The organism is Micrococcus flavus (assembly GCF_014204815.1).
Classification (GTDB): domain Bacteria; phylum Actinomycetota; class Actinomycetes; order Actinomycetales; family Micrococcaceae; genus Micrococcus; species Micrococcus flavus.
This window is the reverse complement of the sequence record NZ_JACHMC010000001.1, coordinates 1,129,900-1,142,101: the sequence shown is the minus strand read 5'-3', so window position 1 is coordinate 1,142,101 and position 12,202 is coordinate 1,129,900. Positions and strand designations below refer to the sequence as shown.

Here is a 12,202-nt window from a genome sequence, read left to right as displayed (position 1 = left end):
GGGGTCCTTTCAGCGGCGTGCGGCGGTGCGGCGGGGTCTCAGTGGTGGGCGTCGAGGCCGGCGCGCACGGAGGCCAGCAGCTCGTCCCACGCGTCCTCGAACTTCTGCAGGCCCTCCGTCTCGAGGCGTTCCACGAGCTCGGGGTAGGAGACCCCCAGCTCGCCGATCGCGTCGAGGTCGGCGTCGGCCCGGTCGTAGGCGCCGGTGACGGTGTCCCCGGTGACCTCGCCGTGGTCGGCGAACGCCTCGAGGGTCTTCTCCGGCATGGTGTTGACGGTGTGGGGGGCCACCAGGCCGGTGACGTACAGCGTGTCCGGCAGGTCGGGGTCCTTGACCCCGGTGGAGGCCCACAGGGGGCGCTGGACGTGGGCCCCGGCGGCCTCGAGCAGGCGCCAGCGCTCCGAGTCGAGAGCCTGCTCGAACGCGCGGTACGCCAGGCGGGCGTTCGCCAGCCCGGCGCGGCCGGTGAGCTGCGCCGCCTCCGGGTGGCCGTCCGCGGCGAGGTCCCGCAGCTGCGCGTCCACGTCCGTGTCCACGCGGGACACGAAGAACGAGGCCACCGAGTGGATGCAGGAGATGTCGTGACCGTTCGCGCGGGCCTGCTCGAGGCCGGCCAGCCAGGCGTTGACCACCTCGCGGTACCGGGGCAGGGAGAAGATCAGCGTCACGTTGACGTTGATCCCGGCCCCCAGCACCTCCGTGATGGCGGGCAGCCCCTCCACGGTGGCCGGGATCTTCACCATGAGGTTGGGCCGGTCCACGGCGTCGGCGAGCTCGCGCGCCTGGGCCACGGTGCCGGCGGTGTCCCGGGCCAGCCGCGGGTCCACCTCGATGGACACGTAGCCGTCCCGTCCGTCCGTGGCCTCGTGCACCGGCGCCAGCAGGTCGCACGCCCGGCGGACGTCCGTGGTGGTGAGGGCGGTGACCGCGGCGTCCACGTCCGCCCCCTCCGCGGCGAGTTCGCGCAGCTGCTCCTCGTACGCGTCGGCGTGCTTCAGGGCGGCGGCGAAGATGGACGGGTTGGTGGTCACGCCCGTCACCGTCCGCGTGGTGAGGAGCTTCTCGAGGCTGCCCTCGTCCAGGCGGGTGCGGGACAGGTCGTCCAGCCAGATGGACACGCCGGCCTCCGCGAGGGCGGTGGTGGCCGGACTCTGCACGGCCTCGTCGGCGGTGCGCTGCAGGTCGGTCATGGGGTCGTTCCTCTCCTGGGGCGTGCGGGCGGGTGCGTCAGAGCAGCCCGCGGGCCACGTCCGCCACGTGCTCGGGGGTGAAGCCGTACTTGCGCAGCAGGTGCGGCCCGTCGGCGGACTCGCCGTAGTGCTCGATGCTGACGCGCGCGCCGCGGGAGCGCTCGGTGACGGTCAGCTCGAACCACGGCATTGCGGTGCCGGCCTCCACCGAGACGCGCACGGGGGCCTCCGGGCCGTCGGGGAGCACGGAGGAGCGGTAGGCCTCGTCCTGCTCGGCGAACCACTCGAGGCACGGGGCGGAGACGACGCGCGTGGGCACGCCCTCGGCCTGCAGCCGCTCCCGGGCGCCCACCGCGACCGCGACCTCGGACCCGGTGGCGATCAGCAGGACCCGGGCCGGGGCGGGGGCGCCGTCGGCGTCCGTGGCGTCCACCAGGACGTAGGCGCCGCGGGCCGTCCCGGAGGCCGGGGCGAACCCGTCGACCTCGCGCGGCAGGGTCGGCACGCCCTGGCGGGTCAGGACCAGGCCCGCCGGGTGGTCCCGGCGCTCCAGGATCGTCCGCCACGCCCACGCGGTCTCGTTGGCGTCGGCGGGGCGGACGACGTCGAGGCCCGGGATGGCGCGGAGGGACGCCAGGTGCTCGATCGGCTGGTGGGTGGGGCCGTCCTCGCCGAGGCCCACGGAGTCGTGGGTCCACACGTACACGCTCGGGGTGCCCATCAGGGCGGCCAGCCGCACGGCCCCGCGCATGTAGTCGGAGAACGTGAGGAAGGTGCCCATGTAGGCACGGGTGAGCCCGCCGAGGGTGATGCCGTTGACGATCGCGCCGGCGGCGAACTCGCGGATGCCGAAGTGCAGGGTGCGGCCGTAGGGGTCGCCCTGCCACGTGGCGGTGGAGCGGTGCGCGGGGATGAAGGACGGCTCGCCCTCCATGGTGGTGTTGTTGGACCCGGCCAGGTCGGCGGAGCCGCCCCACAGCTCGGGCATCACCGGGGCGAGCGCCGTCAGGACCTTCCCCGAGGCGGCGCGGGTGGCCAGGCCCTTCTCGTCCGCCTCCCACGTGGGGAAGGCGGCCTCGAAGCCCTCCGGCAGCTCCTGCGCGCGCAGCCGGTCGAACAGGCGGGCGCGCTCCGGGTTCGCCGCGCGCCACGACTCCAGGGCTCGCTCCCACTCGGCGCGGTAGGCGGCCGAACGCTCGCCCACCTGGCGGGCGTGGGCCAGCAGGGCCTCGTCGACGGCGAAGTGCTCCTCGACGTCGAACCCGAGGTGGGACTTGAGCTCGCGCACCTCGTCCTCGCCGAGCTTGGAGCCGTGGATGCCGCCGGTGTTCTGCTTGCCGGGGGAGGGCCAGCCGATCACGGTGCGCAGCTTGATCAGGGACGGGCGCCCGGTCTCCGCCTTCGCGGCGGCGATCGCCTCGTACAGCTTCTCGACGTCCTCGGTGTACTCGGAGACGTCGTGGCCCTGGGCCCCGTTGGTCCAGTCCACCTCCTGGACGTGCCAGCCGTAGGACTCGTACCGCTGGGAGACGTCCTCGGTGAAGGAGATGTCGGTGTCGTCCTCGATGGAGATCCGGTTCGCGTCGTACAGCACCACCAGGTTGCCGAGCTCCTGGTGGCCGGCCAGCGCGCAGGCCTCGGCGGAGACGCCCTCCTGGACGTCGCCGTCCGAGGCGATCACGAACACGTGGTGGTCGAAGGGGGAGGTGCCCGGGGCGGCGTCGGGGTCCAGCAGGCCGCGCACCCGGCGCTGGTCGTAGGCGAAGCCCACCGACGAGGCCAGGCCCTGGCCCAGCGGCCCGGTGGTCATCTCCACGTGCGCGGTGTGGCCGTGCTCGGGATGCCCCGGGGTCTTGGAGCCCTCGGTCCGGAGGGCGGCGATGTCCTCGATCTCGAGGCCCGCCCCCGCCGCGAACAGCTGGAGGTAGAGCGTCAGGGAGGAGTGGCCGGCGGAGAGGATGAACCGGTCGCGGCCGGCCCACGCATCGTCGGTCGGGTCCAGGTGCATGACGTTCTGGAAGAGCTGCCAGGCCACCGGGGCCAGGGAGATGGCGGTGCCGGGGTGGCCGTGGCCCGCCTTCTCGACGGCGTCCGCGGCCAGCACCTTGAGCGTGTCCACCATGCGTCGGTCCTGCTGGTCGTACACGAACCCGCGGGCGGGGCGGGTCCGGTCGAGCGGGGTGGGGGAGGTCTCGGTCATGTGCGGCTCCTCGGTGCTGGTGCTCGGACGTGCGGCGGCGGCGGATCTCTCGTGGGTCGAGCGCGCGCCCTCTCGGCCAGCCTAGTGCGCGCGGCGCGGCGCCGCCCGGTGTGGGGTTCGTCCCCCGCGAACGCATGACCGGACGGGTAAGATGGCGGGAAGGCCTCTTCCGTCCTGCGCGCCCCGACCACGGGATCCCGTCGGGACGATCCCGGGGCCGTCCCCGTCCCCTCCCCCGTGAGAAGCCGATGTCATCCTCCGTGGAGTACACCTCCTCCGTCCCCGCCGTCAGCCCGGGCCCGGACGCCGTCGCGTCCCGTCCGCCCATGACGGCGGGACGCAAGATCCGCGCCTACGTCGAGCTGACCAAGCCCCGCGTGATCGAGCTGCTGCTGGTCACCACGCTGCCCACGATGATCTTCGCGCAGCGGGGCTTCCCGGACGTCCTCACCATGCTCGCCACCCTCGTGGGCGGGGCACTGGCCGCCGGCGCGTCGGGCGCGTTCAACTGCTACATCGACCGGGACATCGACCGGCTCATGAAGCGCACCGAGCGCCGTCCTCTGGTCACCGGGGAGGTGACCCCCCGCGAGGCGCTCGTGTTCTCCTGGACCCTCGCCGTGCTCTCGGTGCTCATCCTGGGCTTCGGCGCGAACTGGCTCGCCGCGGCGCTCGGCGTGGCGGCGATCTTCTTCTACGTGGTGGTCTACTCGCTGATCCTCAAACGCCGCACGGAGCAGAACATCGTGTGGGGCGGGATCGCCGGCTGCTTCCCCGTGGTGATCGGCTGGGCCGCGGTGCGGGGCACCGTGGAGTGGCCCGCGATCGTCCTGTTCACCGTGATCTTCCTGTGGACGCCGCCGCACTACTGGCCGCTGTCCATGAAGTACAAGCGGGACTACCAGGAAGCGGACGTGCCCATGCTGGGCGCCGTGGCCTCCGCTCGCCTGGTGTCCAACCAGGTGGTCCTCTACGCGTGGGCCACCGTGGTGTGCTCGCTGCTGCTGGTGCCCATGGGCTGGGCCGGCATCGTCTACACGGCCGTGGCCCTCGGCGTGGGCGGCTGGTTCGTCTGGGAGTCCCACGTCCTCCAGCGCGAGGCCCAGCGGGACGACTTCGAGGACCGCAAGGCGATGAAGGTCTTCCACCTGTCCATCACGTACCTCACGCTGCTGTTCATCGCCCTCGCGGTGGACCCCTTCGTGGGCGAGCCGCTCATGCAGGTGGCCGTCGGCCGCTGACCCGCCCGGACCCCTCGGCCCCGCACCGGAGACGGTGCGGGGCCGTTCTGCATCTCGGGGTGCCGGAGCCGCCCCTGCCCCGGCGTCCCACCGTGCGCCCCCGCCGCTCCACGCCCCCGCCTGCCGCGACTGGTGAGGACACGCCCTCTCGGGCTCCGGAACGGGCACCCCTGACGGTGTGTCCTCACCAGGACGCGGACGAGTCCCGGCACGGGGCAGGGGACGACGACGGCGCCGCCCCCCTCGCGGAGGGGAGCGGCGCCGTCGGGGCGGGTCCAGCCCGCTGTCGGTGCGTCAGCGGCGCCCCGCTGGAGCGGCCGCGTGCGTTGCCGAGGGGCCGTCTGCGGACGGGGAGATCACGCCGAACGGGTCCGTCCCGTGCGTGAGGTAGCGGGAGCGCTGGCGGTCCCACACCTCGGTGGCGGCCGCCACGAGCAGGGCCGAGCCGAGCAGGTGGAGGATGACCAGCCCGACGGGCAGGCCGGTGAAGTGCTGCGTGTAGCCGATGCCGGCCTGGACGACGAGGATCGCCAGCAGGCGCAGCACCGCGCCGCGCTGGCGCGTCGAGGCCCCCGCGGCGCCGTGCACGGTGAACAGCAGCACGAGCGTGGTGGCCAGGATCAGGTAGACGGGCAGGGCGTGCACGCGGGTGACGAGCAGCGGATCGAAGGCGTGCCGCGGAGCGCCCGGGTCGCCGCCGTGCGGGCCCGTGCCGGTGACCACGGTCCCGAGGTACACCACGACCCAGGTGAGCGCGAAGACGGCCCAGCCCGCCGCGCGGGTCACGGGGGTGGTGCGCCCGTCCACGACCGGGGCGCCGGGCTCCTCGGCCCGCAGCTCGGCATTCACGCGGATGACCATCAGGGTGGCGACGGCCACCATCACCGCGGAGACGATGAAGTGCAGCGCCACCACCCACGGGTTCAGCTGGGTGAGGACGGTGATGCCGCCCACCACGGCCTGGGCGGGGATGCCGGCCAGCAGGCCGACCGACATCCAGAACAGGGAGCGGTGGGTGCGGCGCAGGTTCCACAGGGTGAGGAACATGGCGGCGGCGATGATCACCAGGACGAACGTCAGCGTGCGGTTGCCGAACTCGATGATCCCGTGGATGCCCATCTCCGGGGTGTTGGTGATGGACTCCGGCGTGCAGCGCGGCCACGTGGGGCAGCCCAGGCCGGAGCCGGTGAGCCGCACGGCCCCGCCGGTGACGATGATGCCGATCTCGGACGCGAGCGAGGCGATGGCCAGGCGGCGGGTCAGCGGGGAGATCCGTCGGGGCAGCCGCGCGGCGAGACCGCCCTCGTCGTCGGGGGTCCGCGGGGCGGTGGGAGTGGGGGACATGGCGTCCTTCCGGGTCGGTCGGGGCGGTGGGGAGTCGGGGGGCGTCAGGGACGCCAGCGGAACCAGCGCAGGGCGGCGGCGACGGCGGCGGCGGTCCACAGGAGGAGGACCACGAGCGCGCCGGGGGCCCAGGCGCCGTCCAGGAGGGCGGCGCGCAGGGCGGCGCCGAGGGCACCGGAGGGGGTCAGCTCGAGCCAGGCCCAGCGCGGCGGGAAGACCGTGCCGCCCACGGCGCCGAGCAGCACCCACACCAGGTTGGCGACGGCGAGAGTCGCCTCGGGGCGCGCGGTGCCGGCCAGCAGCAGGCCCAGGGCGGTGAACGCGGCCGCGCCCAGCGCGAGCGCGAGCAGCGCCGGGACGAGCCCGGCCGGGTCGGGCCGCCACCCGAGCAGCAGCCCGACGCCGCCGATCGCCACGGTCTGAAGGCCCAGCACCGCGATCACGGACAGCGCCTTGCCGGCCACGAGGCCCAGGGTCCCCAGCGGGGTGCCGGCCAGGGCGGCCAGGACGTCGTAGCGGCGCTCGAACCCGGTGGAGATGGCCGTGGCCGTGAAGGCCGAGCTCACCACGGCCAGGGCGAGCACGCCCGGCACGGCGACGTCCAGGCCGGACCGGGCGGGCGTGTCCAGCAGGCCGGTGACGTGGATGCCCACCAGTGCCAGCAGCGGCAGGATCAGCGTGACGAGGAGCTGCTCGCCGTTGCGCAGCGCGGTGCCGGTCTCGTAGGCGGCCTGGCGGGCCACCCGGGCACCCAGGGGGGCGGCGCCGGCGTGCGGCGTGGGGGAGGCGGTCGGGGCGGTCGGGGTCATGGTCGGCTCCCGGCGGGGGTCGCGGCGGTCGGGGTGGGGGCGCCCTCGGCGCGGTCGGCACCGGTCCGGGCGTGGCCGCCCTCGGCGGAGTGGCCGGTGTCCTGGAGGAGCCGCTCGAGCCGCAGCGTCGCCCGTTCGATCCGGGCGGGGAAGAGGCCGTGGGCCGTCCATGTGCCGGCCAGGGCCTCGAGATCGGCCGGGGAGCGCACCCCGGTCACGCGGGCGGTGGGCGCGTCCCGGTCGGCCGTCACGGGGAAGGCGCCGGCCACCGCGTCCGCCCAGGCGGCGACGGTGGCCGGGGACGCGTCCCCGAAGTCGACGTCCAGGACGTCCCCGTCGGCCACCCGGGTCAGGTCCTCCAGGGTCCCAGCCCGCACCACGCGTCCCGCGCGGAGGATGGCGACCTCGTCCGCGAGACGCTCGGCGTCGTCGAGCAGGTGCGTGGTGAGCAGGACCGCGGCGCCGCGGGCGGTGTGCTCGCGGATGACCTCGTGCACCACCGGGCGGGTCTCGGGGTCCAGGCCGGCGGTGGGCTCGTCGAGGAACAGCAGGTCGGGCGCCCCGACGACGGCAGCCGCCAGGGCCGCGCGCTGGCGCTGGCCTCCGGAGAGGCGCCGCAGCGGCCGGTCGGCGACCGTGCCGATGCGCAGGCGGTCCAGGAGGGCGTCCGGGTCCAGGGGCGCCCGGTACAGGGAGGCGACGTGCCGCACGAACCGCCGTGCCGTCACCGACGGCGGCAGCCCGCCCTCCTGCCACATGACGCCGATGCGGGCGCGCAGGTCGGCGGAGGCCCGCCAGGGGTCCTCGCCGAACACGCGGACGGTGCCGGCGTCGGGGCGGTCGGAGCCGTGGCACACGCCGAGGGTGGTGGACTTGCCCGCCCCGTTCGGGCCGAGGAGCACGGTGACGGCGCCGCCGCGGACCGTGAGGTCGACGCCGCGGAGCACCTCGGTGCGGGCTCGGCCGCGGCCCAGGGAGCGGTGCACCCCGGTCAGGCGCAGGGCGGGCGCGCCGGGGCGGGGGGCAGGGGTCTGAGGCACCGCCCCAGTCTAGGCGCGCGGCCTGGGCGTCTCCGCGGCGCGGCGCGGCCGGGGCGGGTGGCGCGCGCCACGAGCGCCATGACTTGAACGGTTCCAGATCAATACGTCATAGTGTCCTTGTGTATTCCGAGCCCCATGAGACCGCCGCGCCCGCCCCGGGCACGCGCGAGCGTGTCCTGGACCGGGTGCTCACGCGGGGGCCGGTCTCCGCGGCCGAGGTCGGCCGTGCCCTGGGGCTCACCCCCGCCGCCGTGCGCCGCCACCTGGACGCCCTCGAGGACGAGGGCCTTGTGGCCGTCAAGACCGTGTCCGCTGCCCGCGGCGCCGGCCGGCCCTCCCGGCGCTATGTGGTCACACCGCAGGCGCAGCGCCGGCTGGGCGGCGACCACCTCGACGTGGCCCTGGCCTCGCTCGAGCGGCTCGTGGAGCTGGGCGGCGAGGAGGAGCTGCGCCGCCAGGCCCGCGGCGCCTTCGCCCACGTCGAGGACGCCTACACGGCCGCCGTCGCCGGCCGGACCCTCGAGCTGGCCGAGCGCACCCGCGTGCTGACCCAGGTCCTCGACGAGACCGGCTTCGCCGCGAGCGTCCGACGCGTGGGGGCTGGACTGGCGCCCACCCTGCGCGCGGACCAGGTCTGCCAGGGCCACTGCCCCCTGCAGGGCCTGCCGGACCGTCACCCCGAGTTCTGCGAGGAGGAGACCGCCCTGTTCGCCCGCCTCCTGGGCGTGGACGTGCGACGGCTCTCCACCCTCGCCTCCGGCGGGCACGTGTGCACCACGCATGTCCCGCTCGGGCGGCCCTGACCGCCCCCACCGACCACCCACCGTCCATCCCGACCGAGAGAGAGGCTGAGATGACCGACCAGATCATCCAGCAGGACAGCTCGCAGACCGTCGACCCCGGCGTGATCAACGAGATCCTCGAGAAGAACCCCGAGCTCAACGCCATCGGCGCCTACCAGTACGGCTGGGCCGACTCCGACACCGCCGGGCAGACCGCCCGCCGCGGCCTGAACGAGGACGTCGTCAAGGACATCTCCGCGAAGAAGGACGAGCCGGAGTGGATGACCACGCTCCGCCTCAAGGCCTTGAAGTACTTCGACCGCAAGCCGATGCCCGCATGGGGGCCGGACCTGTCCGGGATCGACTTCGACAACATCAAGTACTTCGTGCGCTCCACCGAGGGCCAGGCCAAGACGTGGGACGACCTGCCCGAGGACATCCGCAACACCTACGAGCGCCTGGGCATCCCCGAGGCCGAGCGCGACCGCCTGGTGGCCGGCGTGGCCGCCCAGTACGAGTCCGAGGTGGTCTACCACCAGATCCGCGAGGACCTGGAGGAGCAGGGCGTGGTCTTCCTGGACACGGACACCGCCCTCAAGGAGCACCCCGAGATCTTCGAGGAGTACTTCGGCACCGTGATCCCGGTGGGCGACAACAAGTTCGCCTCCCTCAACACCGCCGTGTGGTCCGGCGGCTCGTTCGTGTACGTCCCCAAGGGCGTGCACGTGGAGATCCCGCTCCAGGCCTACTTCCGCATCAACACGGAGAACATGGGCCAGTTCGAGCGGACGCTGATCATCGCGGACGAGGACTCCTACGTCCACTACATCGAGGGCTGCACCGCCCCGATCTACAACTCCGACTCGCTGCACTCGGCGGTCGTGGAGATCGTGGTGAAGAAGAACGCCCGCGTGCGGTACACCACCATCCAGAACTGGTCCACCAACGTGTACAACCTGGTGACCAAGCGCGCCGTGGTCGAGGCCGGCGGCACCATGGAGTGGATCGACGGCAACATCGGCTCCAAGGTCACCATGAAGTACCCGGCCGTGTACCTCACGGGCGAGCACGCCACCGGCGAGACCCTGTCCGTGGCCTTCGCCGGCAAGGACCAGCACCAGGACACCGGCTCCAAGATGGTGCACATGGCCCCGAACACCTCGAGCTCGATCGTCTCGAAGTCCGTGGCCCGCAACGGCGGCCGCGCCGCCTACCGCGGCCTCGTGCAGGTGAGCGAGGGCGCCAAGGGCTCGGCGAACTCCGTGGTCTGCGACGCCCTGCTCGTGGACACCGTCTCCCGCTCGGACACCTACCCGTACATCGACATCCGCGAGGACGACGTGACCCTCGGCCACGAGGCCACCGTGTCCCGCGTGTCCGAGGAGCAGCTGTTCTACCTCATGAGCCGCGGCCTCTCCGAGGACGAGGCCATGGCCATGATCGTGCGCGGCTTCATCGAGCCGATTGCCCGGGAGCTGCCGATGGAATACGCCCTCGAGCTGAACAAGCTGATCGAACTGCAGATGGAAGGGTCGGTGGGCTGAGTGGCCGAGACCATGGATGTGATCGAGCGCAACCTGATCCCCGGCATGGGGGAGGAGGGCGAGCAGCTCGCCCGCGGCCAGAACGCGGAGGTGACGCGCCCGCCGCGTGCCGTCGGCCAGTCCCGCGCCGACCGCGTGGCCTCGAAGGACCTCGCCGACTTCCCGGCCCTCACCGGCCGCGAGGAGGACTGGCGCTTCACCCCGCTGGACCGTCTGCAGGGGCTGCACCTGCCCGAGGGCGACGACGCCCGCCTCGCCGGCGCGGCCCCGACCGTGACCGTGTCCGAGCACGAGGGCGTCACCGTGGAGACCGTGGGGCGTGAGGACGCCCGCGTGGGCTCCGTCCTCACCCCGGACGACCGCGTGTCCGCCGCCGCCTGGGCCTCGTTGGAGCAGGCCACGGTCGTCACCGTGGCCGCCGGCACGGAGGTCTCGGCTCCCGTGCGGATCGACGTCACCGGCGCCGGGCCCGCGCCCGCCGCGCACCACCTGACCGTTGTGGTGGAGGAGAACGCGGCCGCCGACGTCGTGATCACCCACCGGGGCACGGCCGTGGTGGCCCAGAATGTCGAGTTCGACGTGCGCCGGGACGCCCGCCTCAACGTGGTGTCCGTCCAGGCGTGGGAGGACGACGCCGTCCACGTGGGCGCCCACCAGGCGTCCGTGGCGCAGAACGCGCACCTCAAGCACGTCACCGTGTCCCACGGCGGCTCGCTGGTGCGCCTGACCCCGACCTCCCGCTTCGCGGGCGAGCGCGGCGAGGCCGAGATGTACGGCCTGTACTTCGCCGACGCCGGCCAGCACCTGGAGAACCGCCTGTTCGTGGACCACAACCGCCCGAACTGCGTCTCCAACGTGCTGTACAAGGGCGCCCTGCAGGGACAGGACGCACGCACCGTGTGGGTGGGCGACGTCCTGATCCGCGCCGAGGCCGAGGGCACGGACTCGTACGAGAAGAACGAGAACCTGCTCCTCACGGACGGCGCCCGCGCCGACTCCGTGCCGAACCTGGAGATCGAGACCGGCGTGATCGAGGGCGCGGGGCACGCGTCCGCCACCGGCCGCTTCGACGAGACCCAGCTCTTCTACCTCATGGCCCGCGGCATCCCGGAGGCCGAGGCGCGCCAGCTGATCGTGCGCGGCTTCCTCAACGAGATCATCCAGAAGATCCGGATCCCGGACGTCGAGCAGGAGCTCACGGACGTCATGGAGGCGGAGCTCCAGGTCACCCCGCTCTGAGCCCCGCCCGCACCCCACACCACACGCCTTCCCAAGGAGAACCGCCCATGGCAACCCTGCAGATCACCGACCTGCACGTGCAGATCGAGACCGAGAACGGCCCCAAGGAGATCCTCAAGGGCCTGTCCCTGACCCTCAACACCGGCGAGACCCACGCCATCATGGGGCCGAACGGCTCCGGCAAGTCGACGCTCGCCTCCACGATCGCCGGCCACCCCCGCTACGAGGTGACCTCCGGGTCCATCACCCTCGACGGCGAGGACGTGCTGGAGATGTCCGTGGACGAGCGCGCCCAGGCCGGCCTGTTCCTGGCCATGCAGTACCCCGTGGAGATCCCGGGCGTCACCATGACCAACTTCCTGCGCACCGCCAAGACCGCGATCGACGGCGAGGCCCCCTCGCTGCGCACGTGGACCAAGGACGTCAAGGGCGCCTTCGAGGCCCTGCAGATCGACCCCGCGTTCATGAACCGCAACGTCAACGAGGGCTTCTCCGGCGGCGAGAAGAAGCGCGCCGAGATCCTCCAGCTCGAGCTGTTCAAGCCGACGTTCGCCATCCTCGACGAGACCGACTCCGGCCTGGACGTGGACGCCCTGCGCATCGTCTCCGAGGGCGTCAACCGTGCCGCGGAGGCGAACGAGATGGGCACCCTGCTCATCACGCACTACACGCGCATCCTCAACTACATCAAGCCCGACCACGTGCACGTGCTCGTGAACGGCCGCGTCGCCGAGTCCGGCGGCCCCGAGCTGGCCGACCAGCTCGAGGCCGAGGGCTACGAGCGCTTCGTGAAGGCCTCGGCGGGGGTCTGAG

The 12,202-nt window shown here is 73.2% G+C and carries 10 protein-coding genes; 5 read left to right on the top strand and 5 right to left on the bottom strand.

Features of this window, described 5'->3' with window-relative positions; all coding sequences use genetic code 11:
* Positions 1-38 precede the first annotated feature (38 nt).
* Positions 39-1,190, bottom strand: coding sequence for a transaldolase (gene tal, locus BJ976_RS05275; RefSeq protein ID WP_135027566.1), 1,152 nt, complete (start codon positions 1,188-1,190; stop codon positions 39-41).
* A gap of 37 nt (positions 1,191-1,227) precedes the next feature.
* A complete protein-coding gene (tkt, locus tag BJ976_RS05270) occupies positions 1,228-3,390 on the bottom strand; it encodes a transketolase (protein ID WP_135027564.1) in 2,163 nt (720 codons plus the stop codon).
* A 248-nt stretch (positions 3,391-3,638) separates the two neighbouring features.
* Here tkt and BJ976_RS05265 point away from each other — a divergent pair, with 248 nt between their 5' ends.
* The gene (locus BJ976_RS05265) at positions 3,639-4,631 is read left to right on the top strand and encodes a heme o synthase (protein WP_135027561.1); all 993 of its coding nucleotides are present in this window, start codon (positions 3,639-3,641) and stop codon (positions 4,629-4,631) included.
* Between the two features lie 294 nt (positions 4,632-4,925).
* Here the strand turns inward: BJ976_RS05265 and BJ976_RS05260 are convergent, their stop codons facing one another.
* Genes BJ976_RS05260 through BJ976_RS05250 form a run of 3 tightly spaced genes read right to left on the bottom strand, consistent with a single transcriptional unit; the run spans position 4,926 to position 7,824 of the window.
* On the bottom strand, positions 4,926-5,975 hold the full coding sequence (locus BJ976_RS05260; RefSeq protein WP_135027558.1) for a COX15/CtaA family protein: 1,050 nt from the start codon (positions 5,973-5,975) through the stop codon (positions 4,926-4,928).
* A gap of 44 nt (positions 5,976-6,019) precedes the next feature.
* Positions 6,020-6,784: an ABC transporter permease gene (locus tag BJ976_RS05255; protein WP_135027555.1), complete on the bottom strand. Its 765-nt coding sequence runs from the start codon at positions 6,782-6,784 to the stop codon at positions 6,020-6,022.
* On the bottom strand, positions 6,781-7,824 hold the full coding sequence (locus BJ976_RS05250) for an ABC transporter ATP-binding protein (protein ID WP_184231830.1): 1,044 nt from the start codon (positions 7,822-7,824) through the stop codon (positions 6,781-6,783). The genes BJ976_RS05255 and BJ976_RS05250 overlap by 4 nt, the downstream gene beginning before the upstream one ends.
* A 119-nt stretch (positions 7,825-7,943) precedes the next feature.
* On the opposite strand from BJ976_RS05250, the gene BJ976_RS05245 reads away from it, so the two are divergent.
* The 4 genes from BJ976_RS05245 to sufC are packed head-to-tail and all read left to right on the top strand — an operon-like array spanning position 7,944 to position 12,201.
* A complete protein-coding gene (locus BJ976_RS05245; RefSeq protein WP_229667050.1) occupies positions 7,944-8,627 on the top strand; it encodes a helix-turn-helix transcriptional regulator in 684 nt (227 codons plus the stop codon).
* 50 nt (positions 8,628-8,677) lie between these two features.
* Positions 8,678-10,150 (top strand): Fe-S cluster assembly protein SufB, encoded by a 1,473-nt coding sequence (gene sufB, locus BJ976_RS05240; protein ID WP_135027550.1) that lies wholly within the window; start codon positions 8,678-8,680, stop codon positions 10,148-10,150.
* Between the two features lie 12 nt (positions 10,151-10,162).
* The gene (sufD, locus tag BJ976_RS05235) at positions 10,163-11,389 is read left to right on the top strand and encodes a Fe-S cluster assembly protein SufD (protein WP_167736891.1); all 1,227 of its coding nucleotides are present in this window, start codon (positions 10,163-10,165) and stop codon (positions 11,387-11,389) included.
* A gap of 47 nt (positions 11,390-11,436) precedes the next feature.
* Complete coding sequence (gene sufC, locus BJ976_RS05230) at positions 11,437-12,201, top strand: Fe-S cluster assembly ATPase SufC (protein WP_135027544.1); 765 nt, start codon at positions 11,437-11,439, stop codon at positions 12,199-12,201.
* Position 12,202: the final 1 nt, after the last annotated feature.

Excerpts from the sequence above, each read along its gene's own strand:
- tal (WP_135027566.1), bottom strand. The coding sequence starts at position 1,190 with ATGACCGACCTGCAGCGCACCGCCGACGAGGCCGTGCAGAGTCCGGCC.
- tkt (WP_135027564.1), bottom strand. The coding sequence starts at position 3,390 with ATGACCGAGACCTCCCCCACCCCGCTCGACCGGACCCGCCCCGCCCGC.
- BJ976_RS05265 (WP_135027561.1), top strand. The coding sequence starts at position 3,639 with ATGTCATCCTCCGTGGAGTACACCTCCTCCGTCCCCGCCGTCAGCCCG.
- BJ976_RS05260 (WP_135027558.1), bottom strand. The coding sequence starts at position 5,975 with ATGTCCCCCACTCCCACCGCCCCGCGGACCCCCGACGACGAGGGCGGT.
- BJ976_RS05255 (WP_135027555.1), bottom strand. The coding sequence starts at position 6,784 with ATGACCCCGACCGCCCCGACCGCCTCCCCCACGCCGCACGCCGGCGCC.
- sufB (WP_135027550.1), top strand. The coding sequence starts at position 8,678 with ATGACCGACCAGATCATCCAGCAGGACAGCTCGCAGACCGTCGACCCC.
- sufD (WP_167736891.1), top strand. The coding sequence starts at position 10,163 with ATGGATGTGATCGAGCGCAACCTGATCCCCGGCATGGGGGAGGAGGGC.
- sufC (WP_135027544.1), top strand. The coding sequence starts at position 11,437 with ATGGCAACCCTGCAGATCACCGACCTGCACGTGCAGATCGAGACCGAG.